The sequence below is a fragment of the Paenibacillus sp. FSL H7-0350 genome (assembly GCF_038593195.1).
In the GTDB taxonomy this organism is placed as follows: Bacteria; Bacillota; Bacilli; order Paenibacillales; family Paenibacillaceae; genus Paenibacillus_AQ.
This window is the reverse complement of sequence record NZ_CP151972.1, coordinates 6,199,626-6,225,393: the sequence shown is the minus strand read 5'-3', so window position 1 is coordinate 6,225,393 and position 25,768 is coordinate 6,199,626. Positions and strand designations below refer to the sequence as shown.

Genomic DNA, 25,768 nt, shown 5'->3' with positions numbered 1-25,768 from the left:
GGAGGATATTCAACGATGAATGATAACAATACACCCATTATAGGAGCTTTGGCATCTAGCCCGCTCATCCGCCGTCATCCGGCCAACCCTGTGCTGGATGCAGCGCGGGTCCCTTACCCCACCGCACTAGTATTCAACGCGGGAGTGGTTAAGTTTGGCGGCCGGTATGTGATGGTATTCCGTAATGACTATGGCTCCCTTGAGAAGCAGACCCTTGAGCCGTCTCACACAACGGATCTCGGTATCGCCTTCAGTGAAGACGGAATCCACTGGACGGCCGGTCCGAAGCCAGTATTCAAGCTTAAAGACGAAGAGTTCGTGCGCGGATATGATCCGCGGCTGACGGTAATCGGCGGCCGCTGCTACATGTGCTTCGCTGTAGATACGCGGCATGGCATCCGGGGCGGAATCGCAGTCACGGATGACTTCGAATCCTTTGAGATCTTGAGCTTGTCTACGCCGGACCTGCGGAATATGGTGCTGTTCCCGGAGAAGATCAACGGCAACTATGTGCGGTTGGAACGCCCGTTCACCGTATACAGCCGCGGAGGCTTGGACCGGTTCGACACCTGGATCGCGGAGTCGCCGGATCTGGTCTATTGGGGGCGTTCGGATCTGTTGCTTGCAGTGGAGCAGGTCCCGTTCGCCAATGACAAGATCGGTCCGGCAGCACCGCCCGTTAAGACTGACAAGGGCTGGCTCACCACCTTCCATGCGGTGGATCTTGATCCCGCCAGAGGCAAGAACGGCTGGGAGCCGTCCTGGAAGAAGCGGTATACAGCAGGCATTATGCTGCTTGATCTCCATAATCCAAAGAAAATCCTTGGGATGAGCGCCTCGCCGCTGCTCGCCCCTGAAGCCCCCTACGAAGTAGACGGAGGCTTCCGCAATGATGTCATCTTTCCCGGCGGCATGATCCTGGAGGACGATGGCGAAGTCAAAATCTATTACGGCGCCGCCGACACCGTAGAATGCCTGGCCACCGCACATGTCGATGATCTGATCAGGCTGTGTTTGGGACAGTGAGACTGGCATCCTAACTAACAGAAACGGGTATCATCCTTGAATGAGGATGATACCCGTTTTTTTCAAACTATGCTTCAACCGCTTGCGGTAACGTTCTTTCATACTCCTTATATAACACATAACGCTGGACACCTCTCGAAGCCTCTACTGCTTCCCTGGCATACTTGACCGCGAGCTCGCTATTGCCGGTTTTGCGTTCAATTTCCGCGAGAATAGCAAGAAATAAACAGCAATGCTCCAGCGAAGTCGTTTCATCATAAATCTCCTTTTAGTGTCATCCTATACAAGTGAAATTCCATTTAAAATATTGTAGCACATTCCATAATCTATCAGCAGAATATATACATAACCTAAAATGTTAAATAACATAACACTAATTTATCATATTTATTATCATTTATAATATATACAGCAACTTCCCTTTGTTAAAATCTCTAAAAATAGTTCAATTTCATATTATTCATTGACTGAATTAATATACAATGTTATATTTCTTAACACAATTAATAATATACATAGAGGAAAGGGAGATTGCCAACATGAGTAAGTTAAAACGTCTGCGTAGAACCAAGAGGCAAGTTATAGCTACTTCCATTGCATTATCTGTTATTGCTTCAGGAGTCATTCCGTTTCAAACCGCCGATGCTTTAACCCGAGTTACTTCATCCAGTGGTACAGTATGGGAGATTCACGATGCTTTCGCTCCCAGCTTGGACACAGGAAGCTTGCGAACCGTTGGTACTACCCAAGTGCAAGGGTTCGGCAACATTTTTGTGAAAGTATCCTCGCCTGCAGCTTCCCTGATGAATGGACAAATGATGCGCGGGTTTGACCTCAAGTACGATGGTGTTAATAGATTCACTTCCTCTCAATCTGTCAATCTGGGAAATGTCACCGTTACCCGTGATGTGTATGTGGACACTATCAATAATCGAACTAGATTCTTTGATACTTTTACCAATAAGAATGATATGGCTGTAAAAGTAGATGTATCCTTCGGCGGCTCCTTAGGGTATGGCACAGCGGCCAATGCTTCAGTGGTCAAGGCAACCTACTCCAATGATCTGGAGGTAACGACAGACGATTCATGGATTGTGGTCGATAGCAGTGCCAGAAACAATAAACCTCTAGGTGTTGCAGTCGGGTCTCCACATCCATTTAATAATGGATTAACGGCTCTTGGGAATCAGCAGCAGAATCCATTCACCACACCTCTGGCCAAGTCCGGTAATGAGGCGAATTTCTATGGCTTCATTAACACCTTGAATCTTGAACCGGGCCAGTCGAAATCCCTGGTGAATTTTGTACAGGTTGGAGAAGCTGGGGAAGCTGGGCTGAACAATCTGGTTGCCACACTTAACGGACTCAATCAGCAGCTGGATGTGTCCGGCTTAACCCCTGCACAGATCCGCTCCATCAGTAACTGGGATATCTCAGGTATAGAGGGACTTAATACTGGAGATAACCTGTTCATTCCAGAGGCTCCTGCAGCGCAAAGCTTCGTTACTTCCTCCCCCTATGATGTTGTGAATAAATCCATTGCACAGATGCAGCAGGATATGATTAGCGGTACAACGACTTCTGTCCAAATTACGCAAGCGTATCTGGATCGGATCAAGGCGTACGATATGGGCCAACTCGGCTTCCATGCCTTCCTGCATGTATCCGAAACTGCGCTGGCTCAGGCCAAAGCGGCTGACGATGCCCGTGCACAAGGCGCTAAGGGTGATCTGCTGGGAATTCCGATTGCGATCAAAGACATCTATGACACCAAGGATATGCCGACAACAGGCGGCAGTAAAGCACTTGAAGGCTGGCGGCCAGAATCAGATGCCTTCCAGGTGAATAAGCTGCGGGAAGCCGGCGCTGTCATTATTGGTAAAGTGAATACTTCGGAGTTCGCGAACAGCGGAAGCTTCAGTGAAAGCGGCTGGATGCAGACCTGGAATGCGCTCTATCCGTCCAAAACCTCTTTTGGCTCCAGCGGTGGATCAGCCGTATCGGTTGCCGCTGATTTTGCAGCGGCCGCCATGGGATCGCAGACAGGGGTATCTCTCTACGCCCCTACGACAGGCGCCAGCTTAAAAAGCTTCCGCGGAACGGACGGCATGGCGAGTACAACCGGTGTGCTGCCGCTGACTTGGGGACAGGACTATGCGGGGCCTATTGCCAAAACCGTAACGGACCTGGCTATTATGCTGAACGCAACAACGGGTACGGACCCGCAGGATATTTTCACCGTAACTGCCGATGCCGATCATAAACGTCCGGAGAACTGGAAGGAATCGCTGGATGTCGGGGCCTTGAGAGGAAAGAAAATCGGATTCATCCCCGAATCCTTTGTCTCCAGTTATGCAGATGATGATACCGGACTAGCCGTAAAGAATAAGTTCTCAGAACTGCAAGCTGCGGGAGCGGAAATGGTTGAAATGTCAAAAATGCCAGCAGCCCCTACCCGTCCATCAGGCATTAACGGATCAACGGAAGGCTGGGCGCGCTACATTGAGCTTCACAAAGCCTTCCCTTACGCGGACGGAGCAAGTGTGCTTGCCTCAGATAAAGTGCTTATCTATAATCAGAGATCGTATACCGCGCCTACGCGGATGACGGAACAGGCTGTACAGGATTACATCAAGTATAGAACGGACTACAAGGAAGTGATCAAAGGCTGGATGGACGAGAATGGCGTGGATGCTATTGTGTATGCAGGTTTCATCAGTGACGTATATAACAATGACGCATCAGCCTCTCAGCTAAGTTCGGACCGCAACACGGGCGTATTAACATCTAATGTGGGTCTCCCTACGGTAGTGGTGCCTGTGGGAACGAACGACAGCGGCTATTCGATCTCGATGCAGCTTGTGGGCAGAGCGTGGGACGATGCCAAAGTTCTAGGTATGGGTTATGCTCTTGAGCAGCAAAGTCAGGCCAGACTGCTTACCGCTTTTGCACCAGCACTCCCATATGTCTCAAACCCTACTGATCCAGACCCAGTAGATAATGAACCAAGCAATCCAAGTCCTGGAGGAGGTACCGTAACTCCACCGGCAACACCAACACCAACGCCAGCACCTACTGCTACACCGGCTCCTACAGCTACACCAGCACCAGCAGAAACAACAGCACCAACACCTAAGCCGGAAGTGGTCAGCTTCACAGATACACTGAAGCATTGGGCAAAGGCAAGCATTGACCTGCTGATTTCCAAAGGATTACTGACAGGTTATGCCGATGGCACCTTCCGTCCGGATTCAGGTCTGACCCGCGCCGAGGCCATTAAGGTCATTACAACGCACATGGGACTTAACGGACAAACAAGCAGCTTCACTGATGTATCAGGGGCGCACTGGGCGAATAAGTACATCGGCGCAGCAGCCAGTGCCGGCCTGATGAACGGATACAGCGATGGCACCTTCCGTCCCAATGCGAAGATTAGCCGCAGTGAATTAGCCACACTAATCACCAGAGCCTTCAAGCTGACCGGTACCGGAACCACATCATTCAAAGATGTTAACAAAGAGGCCTGGTATTATAACTCCATTGATGCACTGGCATCGAATAAAATTATCACCGGATATGAAGACAGTACCTTTAAGCCTGCAAAAGACATTACCCGGGCAGAATTCGCTACCATGGTGGCGAGGTTGCTGGAGGGTGGGAAGTAAGGGAACTTAAAAGTATAAAGGAAAGGCCATCCCGAAAGGGATGGCCTTTAACTTGCTGTAAAAAGACAGCCCAGTGAACCCTTTCAGCCGAAATCATTACTGAATTTTCGGTACATAGGCGGTGTCTTTAATGAGTCCATATTTAAGGTCTCCATCTTTATCTTTAACAATAAACACAGCAAATCCCCCGATGAATCGACCGACGTAATAGTACTCAATGTTTTTAATCATTTTGCCGGAGGAATTGATTAAATCACTTCTATTATCGTCTGGTTTTCCGTTAGCGTCATAGACTCTTCCCCAAGCGCCTTCTTTTACAAACCAATAACGTTCTTTATGTTCTTTATCACCGCCCTCGGTCGAGAGGGACGGATCACGATAATGTTCATAAGGGACAACCAATTCGCCTTGCATGTTGATGAAGCCAATATCACCACTGTCGTTTTTAACAGGTGCAATACCTCCCCAGAAACTGCCCGGGTCTTGATATTTATTGCTCAAAGGGATCACTTCTTGCCCCGACACATTGAGGTATCCAATTTTCCCATCCTTTTTAACACTCACCAGACCTTCGCTAAACCGGCTTACTTGATCATAAATTAGCGGTATGACTACTTTTCCTGCGGTATTTATAAAGCCCCATTTGTTGTTTTTACTAACTTGTGCATATCCTTCTTCTTCGAATCTGTGGATAATATTGTATGTATTATTGAAAACAGCCTTTCCGCTTGAATTGATTACCTTTTTGCTAAAGGTTCCATCCTTCTTCTTGACCCAGACATGATACAAACGCTCGTTAAGAGATTCCACTCCATCGTAATCAAAAGGAATAACTATTTTTCCTGACGTATTAATAGCACCATACTTAGTACCTTTAGGAACCCACGCCAGGCCATCGTTGAAATTAAAAAGCGGTTTATTATCATAATCTGCCTTGTATGAAAAAGGGATGATTACCTGTCCTTTTTTGTTGATATAGCCAAGCTTTCCTGCATTAGGATCTTCTTTACCTATTTTTTTGAATTTTCCTGTTTTAGAATCATATTTTTCAATACCAACGGTAGGTATCTTGACGGCGGCCAAACCATCTTTGAACGGATAACCCTCGTTCTTAACGTTATAACCGTCATTGTAGCCGTTTAAGGTAACATCCACAAAATGATATTTCACCGGTATAACAACTTTTCCGGTCGTGTCAATGGCTCCCCATTGTAATATAATGTTTTTATCGTCACAAACAAGGGCAACACCGTCTCTGAAATCCAGCACTTTAACATATTTGGGAGGGACAATTTCTTTTCCAGAGATACTAATGAAACCATACTCAGTTTCTTTTCTGACTTGCGCAAAACCATTATGAAATGACCCTACCCAATCGTAGTTAAGTGTGAAGGGGATAACTACATCTCCTACTCGATTGATTACACCCCATTTCCCATTTTTTTTAACCGCCGAAAGTCCCTCACTTTCGGTCCCGAAACTGTTATCACCTGCTGGTATTATTACTTGATACCGCTCCGGTGCTGCCGCTGCCACATTAATTGATAGGAGCCCAAGCAATAACACCATCAGCAGGCTCACTAGAGATTTTTTCATAACTTCCTCCTAAACCAAGTTCAAATCACAAGAGATTCTTTATGAGTTTTCCGAATTAATGATAGCACAATTAATGGGCTTATGCTTTAGTTTGCAAGAAACACCAAGCCTTCAGTTGTACAAGCGCCGTCTAGTTCGTCATTTTTTATTGATTGTATAGCTTGAATTTTCACTAACAGCAAATTTTCAACATCACATAGTATACCTTCAAGTGAATGCGACTGTCACTATACGTCTAAATTTCGGCAACAAAAAGAGCCTGTCAAAAGACAGACCCGATTTGCTCACCCCTTCACGATACGAATTTCTTGAGGTTATGGACACAAAGTGATGTCATTATTTCAAGTTTACCGGATATCAAGTATTACTTTTGCATCCATCAGACGAAGCAGCATAATCAACGCTTCAGCCCGGGTAGCAGGATCAGCAGGAGCGAACCGATTACCATTCTTGCCCTTAATGATTCCCAGGTCAGCCGCGGCAGCAACCGACGGAAGTGCCCATGGCTTAATATGCTGCTTATCGGCAAATGAGACCGGTTCGTTCGAATGAAGCTCGCCGTCATACAGCCTCATGATCAAGACAGCCATTTCGGACCTGCTAATCCATTGGTTCGGACGGAAGCTGCCATCGGCGTAGCCTTTAATCAGGCCAGTCTGCTCCGCTTCCGCGATGTAATCCCTTGCCCAGACCGGGATTGTATCTACATCCCTGAAATTTAACGTCATCCCGCCTTTCGCTTCGAAATCAAACGCCCTCGCGGTCATAACCACGAACTCTGCGCGTGTGATCCTCACATCCGGACGGAACGTCCCATCCCCGAAGCCGTTTACAAACCCCATACTGACAGCCCGTTCTATCCCTTCTTTGGCCCAATGATTAGCAATATCCTTGAATGTTACGGTATTTCCCGCTGCTTGCACCGCGATGTCTGCTTTCGTTCCCGGCTTGACAACTGTATCCGTAAGATCGCTTTTCACAAGCTTCACACGTGTTAATTCTACTGTCGGCTTCTTCGTATTCTTTCCAATGACTTCAAACGTAATGGCTGCGAGCTCGGCTTTTCCCGATAGGCCGGCGACCTTGCCTACTTTCGTATGCGCGAACACGACAAGGCCATCTGCAGGAGCAAGCGGGACGGAGAACCCTGGCAGCAAGCTTTCACTTTTTTTGTACAATAGAAGGTTTGTATCGTACTTCAAATTGATTTCGAAGCCATAGACATCGGTAAGATCCGATCCCGTCACCGTCACGACAACTTGATTTCCCTTAATGGACGTAGAATTGGAGACCGCTAAGCTATAGGAGGCGTCCTTGGCCATTGCGTACACCGGCAGCAGGGAAATTATGAACCAAGCAGCTAGAAGCATCATTCCAATCCGATATTTCAAGCAATCCCCGTCCTTTCGCTATTCCCTTATTTCCACACGTAATTATTTCAAAATTTTGCGGGCCAGAATTGAGATATCAACGATGTCAATCATACCGTCGCCATTCAAATCCAACGCTCTGTACTTACTCCAATTTGGATCTTGATTATTTTTACCATAGGCGGATGCAATAATTGCAAGGTCACCAACACTTACTCTGCTGTCGTTATTGTAATCTCCTTCGATGGATTTAATCATTGAATCCTTGAAGCTTTGCAGAGCTGCGTGCAGCTTCAATGTCGCCTGTTCAATTCCTGCCTGGCTTACTTCCTGAGCCGAAGCCACCACTTGAGCGGTATCAATAGCTGCCTGTAGAGTTGCTTTCGAGCCTAATGGATACTGGCCAGGAGATACGCCTTCAATGGCTGCATCATGCGTACTTTGCGCTTCCGCAATCAGAAGCAGCAAGCCCGACTTATCCATGTTATTGATTCGGACTGTGTGAGCTGCACCCGCCCAATCTGATTCTTGGCCTGCGCCATTCGCAACCGTTAACGGAGTGACGCGAATGGAAGCGCTCTGCGGATTATCCGCTGCAACCGCTCTGAACTTAAGCATAATCAATCCCTTGGTCATATCTGTATTTCCAATAGTAGTCCCGATGGTTCTAAGCTTGCCGGCTTCATTCACTTCACCAACCAGCTTGAAATCCTGCTGAAGCGATTCCATTGATATGAATTCCAGCTTATCCGCATCATAATTAACCGTAATATCCAGCGCTTTGACATCTGTTCCGGAATGCGCCAAGCTGAATTCAACATCAAAATTGTTGCCGCCTTCAACGGTTCCCGGTCCGGTCAGCAACGCGCTGCCTTCTTGACCGCTGATCTCTTTCACAAGTCTAACCTCACCCCATTGTGAACCGTTATTATAGGACTGTCCGGACACGTCGTGCCACATGATAATGTCCTGACGGCCACCCGATGCTTTCGCGTCATTGATCTGCACATCAAATCCGATTACATGATCAGCCGCAGGCGCACCAGCTTTAAAGGGAATCTTGGTTTCAATGTAATAACCGCCATCCACTACTTTGGCAAAAGACTCAAAACCCGCACTGACACTGCCCGGATTAAAGCTTTTCTCATTAAGATAGTTAGTACGGTATTGTCCCATACCCGGTCCGTACGAGGTTTGTTTACTGTTGGTCTCATCTACAAAGATCTCGACCGAGTCCTTCTCATGCGCTTCGCTGCTGCTGCTGTTCAGCACAGGGTCTTTTACACGCACCAGAACATACAGGTTAGAATCGTCCCATAGCACTTTAGCGGAACCGTCCGCCGGACCGTTCACCATTGTCAGATGCTTAAGGATCGGCAGCGTGACGGTCTTATTCCAGAGCGGGTCGAGCTCGGAGCCGCCGAGAACAGGCGTCCCGTATACAGCGGTTGCAACTCCGCCAGATAACAGTTGAAGCCCTTTGATTGCGTCACGCAGCGCGTAATATGAATGATCCGCTGCTGTCTGCGAGATCTCCTCATTGGCGGCAGCAGCTTTGGCCTCACGTAATGCGCTTGCAAAAACATTCCATGAATCACTTGTATACATCGTTTTTTCCTTGTTACCCGCGGCCTCGATCAAGGCGGTCAGCAAGGTTGTGTCGACCTTTGGAACCACGGGGTTCGCGGACCCGCCGCGGCCGGCTTTCACCTCGTTAAAATACGTTTCTACTTTCGTGATTTCATCAGCGGTCAGCACCCTGTCGTAGATGAGAATCTGCAAGACTCTGCCCATGAAGCGGTGGGGGGTTGCAGCCGCCATCGTGTAACCTACGCTCAGATCCGGTCTGTTCCCCAAAAGGGCCTTAGCGTTGGTTCCGGGAGTGCCGATGACGTTGTTATTAACATAAACTTCTCTTTTGCTTCCGTTTAGCTGCGCCCGGACGCTGACCAGATCATCAGTGGCTGTTGTTGTAAATTGTTGCCCGCCGCCTGATACACTGCCATCCGCATTACCAAAGCGGACGTTAACCCGGTTTGTTCCTACCCCGAGACTAATACCGCTCCAACCGTCGTTGGCGGCCCATGTCTGGTAAGCCTCGTTCAATCCGAAATAAACAAGACCATTTTGGTCGCTGGAGTTATTGGCTATTGTCGTTGGTCTAACCAGTGTATATATTGTCATCTGTGTACTGCCGTTATAGTCTTTAAAGCCAGCAGCCTTTAACGGCTTCGAGTTCGCGGCGAATTCTACATAGTCGTAAACATCTTTCTTTAGCTTGGGATTCCCGTCAGGTGTTCCAAGATTATCGCCGCCGCTTCCGGGGACGTTTGCCGGGACAAGCTTCGCCGGGATGTTCCCCATATTTCTCCACCCCGTCACGTTGCCACTGCTATCCATTTCCACGCCCTCATCGCCCTTGAGCCATAAATCAAGACCATTTCTGGGAATATCGGCAGGCGTTACATCTCTCACCACAACACGAGCGTGCGACTGGCTTCGAACTTCGCCGTCTTTCGCCAGTACAAAAATAATGTACGGACCGGGTACCATGGGCGCGGTCATTCCGAGCGCGTCGCCGGAGGCTACGGTCTCATCATCGCCTCCATCAAAATGTCCGCCGCTCGACGAAGAAATCCATATCTTTTGGGCCGCGTCGTCCAAATCATAGGCAAATCTGACGGTCCCGCCGGGGGCTACGGACACATCAGCCGGGAGCAGCTTGTTTGCCACCGATACTGTGGTGGTAAAGTTGATGGTTATTTCAGGCTTCGAAGTGCTGCCTACCAGGGTCCAGTTTCCTTCGGTACGGATTTCGTAACCATCCGCCACGGGCTTGCCGTTAAGCGTGAAGGTGTATTCATCACTCAAAGTTAGTTTAAGCGGCCTTATGGCTGAAACTTCGTAGCTTTTCCCATCCATCACATTGGTTGCCGGCTCGCTCGCGTCAACGTATACCGTGTACTTGGAAGTGGCTGTTTCTCTCCCGTCTCCATATAATATAAATAGTTTGTATTGTCCTGCGGCAGATGGAGTGTTGATTGTTTTTTCATTGCCGGCAGCTTTTGTCATCGTAGCGCCTTCTTTAAAGACAGTTGTGTTCGCGGGTGCGAGCCAAACCGTGTCTTCCGCCTTAAGCAGACCTCTGCGGCTCAGCTTTTCACCGCTTGCACCCATGATGACATTGGAAGCCAGTTCAAACTCGGTATCAGCAATGAGGCTTCTTGGGATCATATGTGTGTATTCGTTGGTAAGACCCGAATTCAGAACGATTTCGTTGCCTGCAACGGGCCAAATGCGGGCTTCGCTTTTGTAATTGTCGTAAGTAGTCCTGGGGGCGCCATTCTGGTTGTTATTCCCGTCCACGTATCCGTCGATGGCAATCATGTCGCTTTTACGCTTCCAGTTGTTAAATTCAAAAAGACGGCTCTGTCCGGCTGCATGTGAGAGCTTTGACTGCACGACATTGCCTATCATCTTGATGAACGTGCTGCCTTCGTCGGGATGAAATCCGTTTGTCCAGTTGTTAGAGGTCGTGGGTTTGTCCGTTGGATTCGGGTTAAGGAAGTTGTAGTTCATCTCGGTGAAATTCGTCCAGTTGTCAGAATGCCAGTTACTAGACTTGTCGGTGACAGGGTTATTGGTCAGATTGTTGATAGTGTCCCATGTCCCTCCGCCCGGCAAATTACCCGGATCACCCTGTCGTCCCAAGGAGTAGATCGCCCCGGAGTCGTTAACTACCGTGCAAATTTCCTCTACCCTGTTATAGTTTATTTTGTTATTCCTGGAGGTCGTAGAGATTACTGGAGATCTTGCGATGCTCGTTTCATGCGTACCCTGATAAGGGCCGCCGGTCTTGTTGGTACCTTGGGCGGTAAAGCCGAAACCATCGTATTCGTCCCAGCCCCAGCCAATGCTCATCGCGCCGTAAGTAGAATCATACAGGAAGTTGTGCAGTACCTGCATATTCGTAGTGTAGAAAGAGGTTAGGGAGTTGGCGCCCGGGAATCCGTAGCAGTTTCTGTACAAAAAGTTATTTGTGATATAAATATTTTCCGGCACAGCTTCAGTACCTGCCTTGAATTTTTCCTTATTAACACCGGCCCAGTTCCTTATTGGCGTACCAGAGACCGACACACTAGACTCATGCTTTATCGGCTCATCGTTCTCATAGATATGCTGTGGATGTCCGATTACAACGCCGGAAGCGAGCGTATCTACGATATAGTTGCCCGTGACTTCGATATCCTTGACATCGTTCTCGACATGGATACCATTAAATCCGGTAAGTCCGATCTCACCGTTCAGCACCTTGATATTCCTCGCCCCGTTGATCATGACCGCTGCCGGCGGTATGTCATAGCCCCGGTAGAAGGTCTCATGCCAGTTTATGCTGCCGGGGAAGTAAGCTGTGTTCACGATAGAGCCCTGAACGGACGCATACCCGCGGGAACGGGTTGTTACCGGACCGGTTCCGTCGCTAAGAGTATAAGTGCCCGTCAGTTCATACAGTTTGTAGTCGGTATGGGCAAACTTCAGCCCGTTGAAAGTTATATTTTTGACACGTCCATCATCCGAGCCCTGGACAGGGTTTAACCGGTCTCCAACAGGGTCCCCTTGTATGTCGAGGACTGTCTCAAGTCTGGGGATGACCACATCAGCGGTATTAATGTCCTCGCCTGCAAGCGGGATGTAATATAGCGTGCTTTCCGCCTGGTCGAAATAGAAATCTCCGCGTTTGTTGAAGAACTCGAAAGCGTTGCGGATGACTTGATTGTTACCTGGATTGTATTGCGTGTTATTACTCAAAGACTGTGAAATCGCACCATATGGCATCTGGAACCGGAGCATAACACCGCCGGGCTTGTTGCTCTCTGCCGGCGCCTGTTCGATTGATGCGAAGGTGACAAACGGCCGCGACCACCTGGCGGTAGAACCGCCGATACTTTCGGCTTCGATGTTTTGGGGGTTTTTCGTTGCCGTACTCAGACCTACGCTGGCATCGAATACGATAGCCGCCCGAATATTGCTGCCGTTTTGCCACGCCCAGGGGTTATTGGCAGCGGTAAAGCTGGCTGTAGGGGTGCCGGTGACGGTTCTGTTGGCTGAAACGATTTGAGGGCTCAGCGTCATGGTAGCGCCTTTATCGTTTACATAGATCATCCGCAACTTATCGCTCCGGTTAAGGGTCGTTTTATACGCCTTTAAGCCGCCAGTCTGGGTAAGGCCGACCGCTTCGGTCCATACGCCTTTTTTGAGCATTTCACCGGCGCTGATTACCGGCTTCGCACCCGGCGCCGCCTCATAGCGAATCGTGCTGCTTGCACTTCCGGAATCATCCTTGTCAAAAACCAGCGTTTCATCAAGCGAATAGTATCCATCCGCAATTTGAACCACGATATCACCGCCGGTCTTAGGCAGAGTCCTTACTGCTGCCTTTGCCTTGGCAAGCGTTTTATACGGCTTTCCTTGTGTTCCATCCCCTGTGTTATCATTGCCATTTGTAGCAACATAGATAGTTACACTTGGCACACTGTCAGCCGAGACTACCGGCCCTGAGAATGGCAGCATGGGAATTACCATGATCAAAGTCAGAATCCATATTAATGCTCTTCTTCGCATTTCCATCCCCCTCTTGGATCACTTATCAGATGTCCCTTCTCCCACTTCACATTCTCACTTCAGAATTGCACCTGCAGTTAACGCATTTTCGATCTTTTCGTTGCCTATTAAATAAACGATGATCATAGGCAGGCTGGACAGCAGCATACTCGCGCCGATCGGCCCCCAATCCGTAACTCCCACATTAATGAAGAAACCAAGCAACCCGACTGTAAGCGGCCGGAATTGATCCTTGGAAGCAATAATAAATGCAAGCGGAAATTCGTTCCAGATTCGAATGAATATCAGAACACATTGCGTCACGAGCGCTGGCATTACGATTGGAAATATGATTTTGATATACGTTTGATAGACATTCGCCCCATCTATGCATGACGCTTCTTCCAGCTCCTTAGGCAAAGAACGGAAAAAGGCATACAGCATCAGTACGCAGGAAGCAATGGCGAAGCCAGAATACGGCAAGATAAGACCCAAATAACTATTTTTAATATGCATCCATTTAACCAACTGGAATAACGGAATAACGACTACTTCGATCGGGACAATTAAACCCATAGATACATAAAACAACATTGCCGAATTGAATCTCCATTGCATACGGCTGAGGCAATAAGCAAGCATGCTGCCCGTTGTCAACGTAATGGCAATTGTGCCTGTGGTATAAATCACGCTGTTCTCGAAATACGTATAAAAATGATATTTGGACAGCGCTTCGCTGAAGTTCAGCCAGTCCAAAGAAGACGGTAATCCAAAAGGATTGTCATAAGCTTCACTTTTGGACTTTAATGACATCGTTACCATCCAGTACAAGGGAAATAGAAATGTGCATCCCATAGCTACCCAAAATACTCGGCTTAATAATTTCAGAAAGCTCCCCCCCAGCTTAAAACTCCAGTTTTTCTCTGGCAACGTACCTTTGAATGACAAAGGAGATCAAAAGGCATTCCAGAATAAAAATAACGGCGATCGCATTACCTTTGCCAAATTCGGAAGTATCAAACGCCGTATAATACATCTGGTAGATGACCGTCCTGGATAGATCTCCCGGGCCTCCTGCCGTCATGACTCGTACATGCGAATAAAATGCCATTGAGCCTAATGTTGACAGAATAAGTACGTATTTGATTACATTCTGCAGCAAGGGGATCGTAATTCTTAAGCAAACCTGAATATAATTAGCGCCGTCGATTAATGCAGCTTCATAGTAACTCTTGGGTATAGTCTTGATTCCTGTATAAAATAGCAATGCGTTCAGTCCAATATATTGCCACAGGAAGGTCACTCCAATGCTGGGCATCACCGTTTTCTTTTCCGTTAACCATGAATGCGTCCAGGAATGTAGCCCTAACGAATCGAGAATCTTGTTCAGTAAACCCCAATTCGGTTCGTAGAACGCCACCCAAATCTGGGCAACAACCGTGACCGACAAGATAGCCGGAAACATCGCCACCGTCTTGAAGAATCGGCGAAACCTCGGTGTCTGAGCGTCCATAAAAAACGCAAGCATCATCGACAAGGGCAGCCCCAGCAATAATGAGATGCCTACAATGAGATACGTATTCTTATGAGCGGTCCAAAAGGATGAGGTAGCCATCACTTCTTTGTAATTATTCAAACCCACAAAGCCCAAATTTCTAAACCCGTCATGCTTATGCAGGCTCACCCAGATCTCCGGCAGCAAAGGGTATACGCAGAATAAGGTGAACAGCAGCAATGCAGGGAAAGCAAACACAAATATAGATACTTTCGTGCTAAAGTACTTGTTCATCGCTCTCTCCACCATTTAATTTGTGTCTAAACCCCCTTGGATCTATCCGAAGGGGATTTAGCAGTTATTGCGTCTTTTACTTGTCAAACCACGTATTTTCGCTCCAGATCTTGTTCATCGCCACATTAAAATCTTCGGCTGCGTACTCGCCCGTTAATAAATTCGCTCCCTGCGTAGACATTTCGGCAGACGTCCTCGAATCTAGCGAATTAAGTGCCCATGACGCGATTTTATTCGGAATCGGATTGTACCAGTCAACGAACTTCTGCATAAGCGGGCTCCTGTCCATTGCCTGGTTGCCTGTCTGTAAAGATATAGGAGCACCGAGAGATTCAAAGTATAATGCATCCGCCATGGCTAGAAATTCAGCAAGCTTGACAGCCTCTTCCGGGTTCTCCGTTTTGCCGTTGACCGCATAACCGTTAAGCGGAGAACCCCAGAACTGTACGTTCTCTGCAGGGCTATACTTATCGCTGGCGCTTGGAAACGGGAAGAAGTCAACCGTTTCGTCTTTTGCGAGATTTGGCAGCTCCCAAGTAAACATCCATAACATAGCTGCCTTTTTGGACGTAAACATTTCCATCGCCGGACCGTAATCCAAATTGGAAATACCGTCCGGGAACACGCCTTCCTTGACCAGCGTTTCGATGCGGGCCGCACCTTCCTTGACGGATGGATTGTTGAAGTCCGTTTTGTTGCTGACAAGGTCGGCCATCGCCTGCGGATCACCGATTTGAATCATTTGCTGCAGCATAAAGAGCTTCGGCCCCCACCCGTCCTTGCCCGGAGTCACAGCCGGTACCATCCCCTTGCTCTTGAGCGTCTTCGAGATTTGAATCAGCTCGTCGAACGTAGTTGGCACTTGAACCCCCGCTTGCTCGAACATGTCTTTGTGATAGAAGATAACAGGGGTAAAATACGTGTCCGCTCCAGAAGACAAGCTGTAGATCCCGTTATCGACATGCTTTAACGCATCGGGCACCGCGTATTTGTCCAAGAAACCGTCTTTGGAAATATAAGGTGACAGATCCAGAATGCTGCCTGTGCTCTTCAATGGCGTAAAGAAGCCGGCATCATTCCAGAATACGTCCGGCATATCTCCGGAAGCATTCAACGTCTTCAATTTGTTGGCCATTTCCTCGCCGCCGCCGCCGGGCTCAAACTCGATTTCAAGATTAGGAAGCGCTGCAGCAATATTCGGTTTGATGAATTTGTCCATAATGTTGTTGCGGTTCTCGTCGGTCGTAAGCGTTATGACTCTCATCTTGATTTTTTTGCCGTCCGTCTTCGTAATATTCTTGGTATCCTCCGTGCTTACTGCCGAGGGTGACGGATTGTCGGATGACTGGCTGGAACTTGGTTCATTCCCACTGCTGCATGCCGATGAAACCAGAAAAATACTTGCCATAAGGAACATAGCTGCTGCCTTCGACCTCTTTTTCATTGTTTACCTCCCCTATTTAACGAAGCGGATATCGGATTGATATTGAAAGCGTTATCAATCTTGTGATCATTTTACGAATCTTCCCACACTTAGTACAGAGATTATTCTCGGGCCAGCAGTAAAATTAACGGCAAAAAAATAGACGATAAAGGCAAAGTTTTCACTTTCCCTCTAACGTCTGCATAGGCTACCGGCTTTGATTCACATATTTGCTGGGCGTGATTCCTATATATTTTTTGAAGCATTTACTGAAATAATTGGCGTCCGCATAACCCACCCGGTTCGCTACGTCTTGAATAACCTTCTCTCCCTGATCAAAAAGCTCTTTAGCTTTAGTAATCCGTATTTCGGTCAGGTAGTCATTGATCGTGAAGGTTGTTTCTTTTTTGAACACGAAGCAGAGATGATTATAGTTCATATGAACGCTTTTTGCGATATCCTCGATTCGTAATTCATCGTTGCCATAGTGCCCCGAAATATACGTTTTGACCGCCTCTATGACTTTGACGGCTCTATTGGGTTTGCGGCTATGCACATGATCCATGGTCTTTAGAACTAATACACGTATCCAGTCCTCCAGCTCGTTGAAGGTTTTCATCCGCTGAACGTGTTGTATCATATCGGGCTGTGTCGTATTTAGGAAGACATCTTCAAACGTTTGCGAGGCTTCGGACAAAAATTCCAGGCATGTGGATACGATTTCGATTCCGGCGAGAAACAGCATTTCCATAGTTGCATTTTTAACGCGGGTATCATAAAAAAAATTCGAGAGCCATTCTGCCGTCTCGGCCTGGTTACCGATTCGCATGTGCATCAGCAAGCTGCTTCTTTTGTCCACCGAGAACAACCCAACCTTTATCCCGGATTCGGCTACCTGGGAATGTGCGAATACCTTGTTACCTCCCCAGACAAACCGATGCTTCAAGGCGATTAACGCTTCCTTGTACGAAACCGCAACCGACTCAAACTTGTCGTAACCATTCCCTAAGCCGATCGTTACCGTACAATCCAAATTGTCCTGCACGTTTAATCGAATACGTTCGCAAATCGTTTCCAGCTTGTTGAAGGAGCCGTCAGACGATCCTATGATTAGAACCAGATGAGCATCCTGATCGTGACAGCCTACACACTGAAAGGCACTTTGCATATCATTTTGAGCGATTTCCTGTAACTTGGCTTGGCGAATCCGCATGCCCTCCTCAAGATTCCTCTCATCGCTTGAATCCAGGTCGACAACAATCACCCGATAATGCAGCCCTTCGAGCTTTATTCCCAAATCATTTAATCGATCCCATTCGGAAGGTGCCCTAGAGATAGCCTTGCCCTGCAGCCAACCGTTCAGCACTTGCTCCTTCAGGACAGACAAGCCCTCGCTCGCCTGCCTTCTTAAATCGTCCAATTCAAGCTTGCCCAGACGCTCCGTTCGTATAAGTTCCTTTATATCTAATAAGGAGCTTTGGAGTTCTTCTTCGTTGATGGGTTTCAGCACGTAATTAACAACGCCTAATTGCACGGCCTGTCTGGCATACACGAACTCGCTGTGGCCTGACAACACCAGAAATTTAGTTGTCTGGTCGCGCTCCTTGGCTTTGTGTATGAACTCCAATCCATCCATAATCGGCATATTCATATCGACCAGCACAACATCAGGCTCTAACTCGGTCATCTGCTCCAGCGCTTCCGCCCCGTTTTTGGCTTCCCCCGCAATTTGAAAGCCCAGTTCACTCCATGGCAGCGAAATCTTCAAGGCTTGCCTGAAGTAATATTCATCATCGACGATAAGCACTTTGTACATGGTCTTTCCTCCTATTCTTTTCACTCCTTATTTTGCGGATTAATGATAACGAAGAGGCAGTACGATTATAATTTTCGTAGAAACTCCGTAATCGCTTTCAACCTGCAGTCCGTATCTTTCCCCGTACAGCATTCGAATCCGGTTGGATACGCTTCTGAGACCAAATCCGTTAATTTCATCAGGAACGCTGGTCCCATCCATAATCGCCTTGATCTGCTCCTTGTGCATCCCGGCGCCGTTATCATAAATTTCAATTTCCAGATGGTCTCCGCTTCGTTTTCCTGAAATGCGTATGATTCCTTTTTCCTGTTTGAGCTTCAATCCGTGATAGATCGCATTCTCGACGATGGGCTGCAAGGTCAGCTTCGGTATCGAATAGGACAAAATTTCATTGTCAATTTCCATCGTATACTCCATATATTCCACATAACGCAGCTGTTGAATTTCCAAATAGCTTTCCGTTAAACGCATCTCGTCACCTATCGGTATGATATCGTCACCTTTGCTTAACGAGATCTTATAGAAATTCGCCATGTATTGGGCTGCCTGTATGGCTTGCTTCCCTAAGCCCAGCTTAATGAGTGAAATAATGGTTTCAACCGTATTGTACAAAAAATGAGGCTTCACTTGCGATTGCAGCAATTTGAATTCTATCTCAGCCTTTGTCCTTTGTTTCTCAACGTTTTCGGCCATAAGCACCTCTATGCGATCCATTAAGTTATTGAAGCCCTCGCTTAAATATCCGATCTCGTCTTTGGATTGGTAGGGGCTTCTGACTTGCATCTGTCCGGACCGGATTTGCCTCATTGTCTTGGCCAGCTGGAAGATGTGCCGTGTGATCGACCGTGACAGCAGGAAGGACACAATTAATGCCAGCAACAAGCATGCTGCACCGACCCCGAGAATCAATTGATTGATTTCTTTCCGGCCTGAAGAAATATTCTTCATCGGGATAGCGCTTATAATTGTCCATTTCAACGGTTCGAAGCGATGGGTGAATATCAACATTTCTTCACTTCCGCTGCCCTGGGTAAAAGTTGTGTCTTCACCCTTCTCGGGAATGCTTATGGAGACAACTTCCTTGAAATCCCGGTACAATTTGGCTTTATTCTGTGAGGAAATAATTCGGCCGGCGGAATCGACGATATAAAATTCCCCGCCCTTATTTTCCTCTTCCTCGTAAATCGAGGCAATCGTCGTTTCTTTCACGTACAAAAAAATTCGGCCAATCGTTTTACCGGTATCTTTGTGAATGACCGTTTTGGAAACCGCAAATACGCTGTCTTCCCCTTCATACAAAAATCCGAATTTCATCAAGCCTGTCCAAATGGGTAAATAGTAACGATCCTCCGCTCCATAACCGTCACCGAATATGCGTGAAGCATAGGCGTTATCAGCAAACCCGACGTCTACCCAGTGATGATTCGCGGTGAGGATGCTTACCGCTTTGATTCTTGTGTTAGGCTCCACAATATTGCTGATCGTCTCTGAAAGTGTTTTTTTCATCGAAAGGTTATTTAAACCCTCAGCCGACTTGCCCGCATTCTCCTCATTTTTTAATAATAAGTCGTTATAAAGCACGTTCTGCAAACGATAATCGCTGGCCAGAATTTTTGAATAATCTTCAATTGTAGATACCAAGGTTTGAAGGTTGTTTTTGATGAGCACAAGCTCCCGGGATGAATTATTGATCTCTTTCTCAATAATGGCCTTCTGTGAAATCGTGTTGGCAAAGTACGACTGAGTTGAAATAAATACGATAATGATTAATACATTCGATATGAATATTTTGTTTTTAATCGAAATCCCGCCTATATACCTCGAGAACCCTTTCATCACGCGCTGCCTTCCTTCCTTTTCCCCTATTGATATCCTATATTTCTTTGTATGTCATAATAGCACTCCTCATCAGTCAAAACTTAATTTTTAAAATATTTTTCTATAATTAATCCAGGTAGGAGTTCTCATGCGATTTCGGAGACATGATATTTAACATAGTTCGAGCATGTTTACAGTCACATCCGGAAAAGACTTTACTGTGTTACGATAATCTTATTACTCTAGCGGAGTTATAATAATGTCAACAACTTGCGAAAGAGGTGTGTAATTGAAACTTCCAACCATCCAATTCGGACATATTAAATCGAGGGTTCCTGTTATTCAAGGTGGCATGGGTGTAGGCATATCCTTAAGCGGACTAGCTGCTGCTGTAGCCAATGCAGGCGGGATTGGCACCATCTCTGGTACTGGAATCACTACTGAAGAGCTGAGAATACATATTCGCCAAACAAGAGAACTCTCTAAAGGGATCGGCTATATCGGTGTGAATGTACTATTCGCTGTGAAAGACTTTGCCGAAAAAATGAAGGTTGCTTTAGAAGAAAAGGTTGACTTTATCATTTCTGGAGCTGGCATTTCGAGAGATATCTATGCTTGGGGTAGAGAATATGGCACTCCTGTCGTAACAATTGTTTCATCCGCCAAATTAGCCCGAATTTCCGAAAGACTTGGTGCTTCCGCAGTGGTTGTGGAAGGGTTCGAAGCCGGGGGGCATTTAGGTACAGACAGATCCATGTTTGATATCCTTCCTGAAGTCTTAGAGGCCGTTTCGATTCCCGTTATTGCTGCAGGTGGAATTCTGACAGGGGATGATATCGCAAAAGCCCTTCGGATGGGCGCATCTGGTGTTCAAATGGGTACCCGATTTGTGGCTAGCCATGAGTGTGATGCTCCCTTAGCCTTCAAGCAAAAGTATGTAGATGCTCAGCAAGGAGATACTGTCCTCATCAAGTCTACTGTGGGTCTAGAAGGCAGAGCGATTCGTAATGAATTTACGGAACGGATCAGTAATGATGCCAAATTAAAGATTGTCAAATGCTATGATTGTCTAAAGGTCTGTTCACATCGCTTCTGTACAATGGAATCCCTGCTCACTTCCCTTAGAGGAGATGTTAAGAACGGATTGGTTTTTGCCGGGTCCAGAGTTCATGAGATTAAAGAGATTTTGTCTGTACAGCAGATTATCGACAATTTAATGAATGAGTATCAAGTGGCATTGAATCCTACCTTTTAAAGTTGTTCTAAGATACAGAAGCACAAATAGCCTGTAGAAAGAGAAATTAATTTCTCATCTCTACAAGCTATTTTTCAAATTACCTCTATTAGTTTTCTTAAGAAATGATCTCTATAGTTACCGTATAAACATAGATACCTTTCTTAATTTGATAGGGATCGTGAATATTCTTGGTCCAGCCGGTATCTCCACCCAGACCTGCATGTTTGGAATCAATATTAAGATAAACAGAATCTGAATTTCCCAGCTCGTCTTCATAGGCGGCGTTGTCATATTGCTCAATGCTGTGCCCATGAATATCAAAATGGAAATGTCCCGCTGCCGATACTTTTACTGCTTGTTCTTTGGATGACAAATATAAATACCGGACATCCTCCTTACCACCGCATTCTACCGGTAAGATATAGGGTACGTGTTGCTGTTCTACAGTGCTCTCATATACTCCAACGAATGCGGCAGATTTACGATCCGCGTAGTTCTCCCATGGCCCGCGACCATACCATTTCAACTTCTTCCAAGCATCAGAGAACTTAAAGCTTAACCCAATTCTCGGGAGAGTATCGACCTTGGCATTGTTCACAACTGTATTGGTGATTTCTATGCCTTTGCCGCCGACGGTATAATTAGTTTTTGTTTCAATGCATCCATGATATATACAATGAACTTGAATGATAACAGCAGTAGGTGCTGCAAATACCCGAATCTTCTTGATTTCTTTTTGATGGGAATGGAGTCCGAGAGCTTTCCACTCATCTGCATAATTGGACGATTCGAGATGAATACCTGCATCAATTCCTGTCGGAGGGCGATAGAAGTTATTTGTTCCTCCCGTGAAATAATTCTTGTTATTGTATTTTACAGTGATGAACTCTGCTGTTTCTTTCGAGAAAAGTACCGTTGTATTTTCATTATATATATGAATTTCATTTGTCGTTTCATCATACCTCAAACTATCCTTTTCTATCTCTCCGGTATGCACTTTATTAACAGAATCTTTAATCTCTATCTGGCATGCATAAATACAGGTTCCCTTATTAGAATAAAAGGTGTCCTCTTCCAAATAAGCATAGAAATTAACAAAAGCTTCCCCGGAGACTTTAGACGAATCATATGGCGCTTGAAGCTTATCAACGGATCCGGGTGCTGTGTGATATCTAGGCAAACTACCGCTTTCAACCACCTTTCCATCGCAAACTAGCTCCCACACCATATTCAAATGGCTTAAATCCCGATGCGTGTAATGATTATAAATTCGATAGCCATGATTCCCAGGCATGTAATCCATTTGGATAGGAGATTGTACATTTTTTATTTCATGCGCAGCCGGCTTGAGCGTTAGATCTGGGAAAACTATACCATTCAAGCACATATCAGGAGCAGGATCAGTAACTTCTTCATGGAATGCCCCGCCATAGACATACTTTTTATTTCCGTCTTTATCCTGCTTAACAAGCGCCTTATCCTGAAAATCCCAAATAAATCCTCCTTGAAACCGCGGGAATTTATGAATGAGATCCCAAAATTCCTTAAAGTTTCCGTTACTGTTACTTTTCGCGTACGCATATTCACACATAATAAAAGGACGCAAATCTTCGCTATCAGCCATGACATCCAAGATCCAATCTTTCTGAGGATACATAGGCGCCACAATATCGGAGATATTTGCCGGAGGACTCAGAGACTCATACTGAACATACCTTGTTTTGTCATACTCCTTAATCCAGCCGTACATCGCAGCATGATTCGCTCCATAACCGGATTCATTACCCAGAGACCAGAGAATAATGGATGGATGATTTTTATCTCTCAGAACCATCCGTGTAGCCCGTTCCATATACGCATGTGTCCATTCGGGGGATGCGCTTAACTGGCCGCCAAGACCGTGTGTTTCAATATTGGCTTCATCCACCAGGTAAATACCCAGTTCATCACACAGGTCATACCACTCGATGGCGTGCGGATAGTGACTTGTTCTTACCGCATTGATATTCAGCGATTTCATGACCTTGATTTGCTCACGCATATATTCTGTTGTTACGACTCGTCCTGTTTCAGGACAAAAGGCATGAAGATTGGTTCCCCGTATAATGAGACGCTTCCCATTAATTCTCAGGACCCCTTTTCGATCGATCTTCACTTCACGGAAGCCGACATTCGCGCTCTCAATATCAACTACATTTCCAGAACAATCAATCATTTCTAAGACCAATTTATAGAGATAAGGGTTCTCGTCGCTCCACAATTGAGGATTTGAAATGGTTTTCGTAACCTTTGCTACATATTTCTCTCGCAGGTAGAAATCACAATCCGCAAACTTTGGCGTTTCAAACGCAGTAACCAATTTCTGCTCGCTATCATAAAGGGACAACCGAACATGGGCATCACCATAACCATTCGCTTGATTATTAGGTAGAACCGTTACGCTTAATTCGGCATTGTTATAATTACCTGAAAAGAGGGTTTCGACCTTATAATCATGGATGCGCATACGTGGTTTTGCATAAATAAGAACATCCCGGTAGATCCCCGAGAGATGCCAGTAATCCTGATCCTCCAGATAAGTACCGGCTCCAAACCGCATAACCTGAACAGCTATACGGTTTTGCCCCTTTTGAATGTAATCCGTGATATCGAAAGAAGCGTTAAGCTTACTGTCCTGAGAATAACCAACCAGCTTGCCGTTTAACCAAAGATAAAAACACGATTCTACACCTCCAAAATCAATAAATATATCCCTTTCGTAAAAATGTTCGTCAACTTCAAACGTTAGGACGTAACAACCGGTAAGATTACTCTCCGGCACATGAGGCGGATTCAAAATGTATTCATTCTTCTTGAGTTGAATCTCGTGATGTGAACCCTCCCCTTTTTGAACAAAGGGATACAACATATTGGTGTATACAGGTTTTCCATACCCCGAAAGTTCCCAATGGGAAGGAACCGGAATATGATCCCACTGGGAAACATCATGTTCAGGACTATAGAATTCATCCGTTACTTCATCGGGAGACCCAAACATTTTAAACTTCCACATTCCATTCAGGCTCTTCACATATTTAGACTTTCTCCGGTCTCCGCTTAAAGCCTGTTCAACGGTTTCGTATACTCCGTAGGGCTCATGCATGGGATAACGGTTTTTTTGAGTAACATGTTGATTTTCCCAATCTCTGCTTAGCTTCATTGGCTTCAATAACACTCCCATCGATTGTTCTAATTGGTTGATCTTTCAATGTAGATACCCCTATAATAGAAGGAAAATCCCTTATATTAAATGTTGAGTATGGTATTTCATTTATCCACTTTGGTAGGAGTGTGAATACATGAATGTTGAGGACATTGAGGAAAATGATGTAATCTACCGATGTATCGGCAAAGATTTTAATCAAGGTATTTTATCTTGCGGATTTATGCGGAAAAGATCAGCAGAGCGTTCTCAATATGATTTTAAGATAGGATATTACAGCTGTTTTGTAGTATTGCAAGGCAGTGGAAAGTTTATTTCTACGGACGGTACCGTTACTCCTATGCAAGCAGGTGATCTTGTTCAACGTCTACCTGAACGTTTGCACTCTACTGCAATTGAACCAGATGGTAATTGGATCGAGTTTTATATCAGTGTCGGGTATCCTGTCTATTCATACTTAAAGACCCTTGGAATTATTAATTCCGATAAGGAAGTCCAATCGACACAACATACGAATGATTTTTTCTTTGATTTTGTTTCCTTGCTGAAAGCCTTAAAAAGTGCAACAGATGAAAGTCTTCCCTCCCTGCTAATGAAGTCTCAGGATTTGATTATCAGATTACACAGTAGCATTCATAATGCTCATAGCAATGAAAATGAAAGTAAAATAACAAAAGCCTGCGAGCTGATTAGTGTTTCCAATGATATTCACTTTGATATTCAGGAAGTGGCATCTGCCGTGAATATGGGCTACGAGAACTTCCGAAAATTTTTTAAAGATACTACGGGGATTTCCCCTAAGCGATATCACACGGAGCATTTAATGAGACAGGCAAAAATGATGCTGCTATCCGGACTTCCCATCAAACACGTAGCCGTTAGTCTTGGTTACGGGGATATCTATTCATTCACCAAACAATTCACGAAGTCAGAAGGGGTATCTCCAGGACGTTATATTCGTAAAACAAAAAGCAACTCATCCGCAGACAAGTTGCTTTAGAAATTGATTATGAGCTCACCGCTTCACCTTATAAAACTCATGATACAGCTTCATCAGCGCCCGCTTCTCAATCCGCGACACATAACTAATGTGTTGAAGCAAGCCGCAGCGGACCAAAAACGCAAGGCAGCGATCCTCCAATAACAAGAGAATCGCTGCTTTTTTAACAACATTTAGATTCAAGATGAGCTGTTATCTTCGTAGTAAGTCTACTTATGAGTCAGC

At 46.0% G+C, this 25,768-nt stretch carries 13 protein-coding genes; 4 read left to right on the top strand and 9 right to left on the bottom strand.

The annotated features are described in order from the left end of the window. Positions 1 to 15: 15 nt before the first annotated feature. Both NYE24_RS28060 and NYE24_RS28055 read left to right on the top strand, forming a co-directional pair. Positions 16 to 1,026 carry a glycoside hydrolase family 130 protein gene (locus tag NYE24_RS28060; RefSeq protein WP_076155320.1) on the top strand — a complete coding sequence of 337 codons (1,011 nt, stop codon included), beginning with the start codon at positions 16 to 18 and terminating at the stop codon, positions 1,024 to 1,026. Between the two features lie 539 nt (positions 1,027 to 1,565). Beyond that, positions 1,566 to 4,691 carry an amidase family protein gene (locus NYE24_RS28055; protein WP_342477186.1) on the top strand — a complete coding sequence of 1,042 codons (3,126 nt, stop codon included), beginning with the start codon at positions 1,566 to 1,568 and terminating at the stop codon, positions 4,689 to 4,691. A gap of 96 nt (positions 4,692 to 4,787) precedes the next feature. Here the strand turns inward: NYE24_RS28055 and NYE24_RS28050 are convergent, their stop codons facing one another. The 8 genes from NYE24_RS28050 to NYE24_RS28015 form a co-directional block, all read right to left on the bottom strand. Then, positions 4,788 to 6,287, bottom strand: a complete 1,500-nt coding sequence (locus NYE24_RS28050; RefSeq protein ID WP_342477185.1) for a WG repeat-containing protein — start codon at positions 6,285 to 6,287, stop codon at positions 4,788 to 4,790. A 347-nt stretch (positions 6,288 to 6,634) separates the two neighbouring features. Beyond that, positions 6,635 to 7,660 carry an S-layer homology domain-containing protein gene (locus NYE24_RS28045; protein ID WP_342477184.1) on the bottom strand — a complete coding sequence of 342 codons (1,026 nt, stop codon included), beginning with the start codon at positions 7,658 to 7,660 and terminating at the stop codon, positions 6,635 to 6,637. 60 nt (positions 7,661 to 7,720) lie between these two features. Next, positions 7,721 to 13,279: a sugar-binding protein gene (locus NYE24_RS28040; RefSeq protein ID WP_342477183.1), complete on the bottom strand. Its 5,559-nt coding sequence runs from the start codon at positions 13,277 to 13,279 to the stop codon at positions 7,721 to 7,723. 54 nt (positions 13,280 to 13,333) lie between these two features. Then, positions 13,334 to 14,071, bottom strand: coding sequence for a carbohydrate ABC transporter permease (locus tag NYE24_RS28035; RefSeq protein WP_256706356.1), 738 nt, complete (start codon positions 14,069 to 14,071; stop codon positions 13,334 to 13,336). Between the two features lie 91 nt (positions 14,072 to 14,162). Then, positions 14,163 to 15,047: a sugar ABC transporter permease gene (locus tag NYE24_RS28030; protein ID WP_341029425.1), complete on the bottom strand. Its 885-nt coding sequence runs from the start codon at positions 15,045 to 15,047 to the stop codon at positions 14,163 to 14,165. A 76-nt stretch (positions 15,048 to 15,123) separates the two neighbouring features. Next, positions 15,124 to 16,491, bottom strand: coding sequence for an extracellular solute-binding protein (locus tag NYE24_RS28025; RefSeq protein ID WP_342477182.1), 1,368 nt, complete (start codon positions 16,489 to 16,491; stop codon positions 15,124 to 15,126). A 187-nt stretch (positions 16,492 to 16,678) separates the two neighbouring features. After that, positions 16,679 to 18,286 (bottom strand): response regulator, encoded by a 1,608-nt coding sequence (locus NYE24_RS28020; RefSeq protein ID WP_342477181.1) that lies wholly within the window; start codon positions 18,284 to 18,286, stop codon positions 16,679 to 16,681. 39 nt (positions 18,287 to 18,325) lie between these two features. After that, positions 18,326 to 20,122 (bottom strand): sensor histidine kinase, encoded by a 1,797-nt coding sequence (locus NYE24_RS28015; RefSeq protein WP_342479312.1) that lies wholly within the window; start codon positions 20,120 to 20,122, stop codon positions 18,326 to 18,328. A gap of 271 nt (positions 20,123 to 20,393) precedes the next feature. Here NYE24_RS28015 and NYE24_RS28010 point away from each other — a divergent pair, with 271 nt between their 5' ends. Further along, positions 20,394 to 21,359 (top strand): nitronate monooxygenase, encoded by a 966-nt coding sequence (locus NYE24_RS28010; protein ID WP_076155258.1) that lies wholly within the window; start codon positions 20,394 to 20,396, stop codon positions 21,357 to 21,359. A 97-nt stretch (positions 21,360 to 21,456) separates the two neighbouring features. Here NYE24_RS28010 and NYE24_RS28005 read toward each other — a convergent pair whose 3' ends face one another. After that, on the bottom strand, positions 21,457 to 24,540 hold the full coding sequence (locus tag NYE24_RS28005; RefSeq protein ID WP_342477180.1) for a glycoside hydrolase family 2 TIM barrel-domain containing protein: 3,084 nt from the start codon (positions 24,538 to 24,540) through the stop codon (positions 21,457 to 21,459). A gap of 139 nt (positions 24,541 to 24,679) precedes the next feature. Between NYE24_RS28005 and NYE24_RS28000 the strand changes: the two genes are divergently transcribed. Continuing rightward, positions 24,680 to 25,543, top strand: a complete 864-nt coding sequence (locus NYE24_RS28000) for an AraC family transcriptional regulator (protein WP_076155254.1) — start codon at positions 24,680 to 24,682, stop codon at positions 25,541 to 25,543. Positions 25,544 to 25,768 lie beyond the last annotated feature (225 nt).

Bases quoted from the DNA above. Each gene is read 5' to 3' on its own strand.
- NYE24_RS28060 (WP_076155320.1), top strand. From the start codon at position 16: ATGAATGATAACAATACACCCATTATAGGAGCTTTGGCATCTAGCCCG.
- NYE24_RS28055 (WP_342477186.1), top strand. From the start codon at position 1,566: ATGAGTAAGTTAAAACGTCTGCGTAGAACCAAGAGGCAAGTTATAGCT.
- NYE24_RS28050 (WP_342477185.1), bottom strand. From the start codon at position 6,287: ATGAAAAAATCTCTAGTGAGCCTGCTGATGGTGTTATTGCTTGGGCTC.
- NYE24_RS28045 (WP_342477184.1), bottom strand. From the start codon at position 7,660: ATGATGCTTCTAGCTGCTTGGTTCATAATTTCCCTGCTGCCGGTGTAC.
- NYE24_RS28040 (WP_342477183.1), bottom strand. From the start codon at position 13,279: ATGCGAAGAAGAGCATTAATATGGATTCTGACTTTGATCATGGTAATT.
- NYE24_RS28035 (WP_256706356.1), bottom strand. From the start codon at position 14,071: ATGTCATTAAAGTCCAAAAGTGAAGCTTATGACAATCCTTTTGGATTA.
- NYE24_RS28030 (WP_341029425.1), bottom strand. From the start codon at position 15,047: ATGAACAAGTACTTTAGCACGAAAGTATCTATATTTGTGTTTGCTTTC.
- NYE24_RS28025 (WP_342477182.1), bottom strand. From the start codon at position 16,491: ATGAAAAAGAGGTCGAAGGCAGCAGCTATGTTCCTTATGGCAAGTATT.
- NYE24_RS28020 (WP_342477181.1), bottom strand. From the start codon at position 18,286: ATGTACAAAGTGCTTATCGTCGATGATGAATATTACTTCAGGCAAGCC.
- NYE24_RS28015 (WP_342479312.1), bottom strand. From the start codon at position 20,122: ATGAAAGGGTTCTCGAGGTATATAGGCGGGATTTCGATTAAAAACAAA.
- NYE24_RS28005 (WP_342477180.1), bottom strand. From the start codon at position 24,540: ATGAAGCTAAGCAGAGATTGGGAAAATCAACATGTTACTCAAAAAAAC.
- NYE24_RS28000 (WP_076155254.1), top strand. From the start codon at position 24,680: ATGAATGTTGAGGACATTGAGGAAAATGATGTAATCTACCGATGTATC.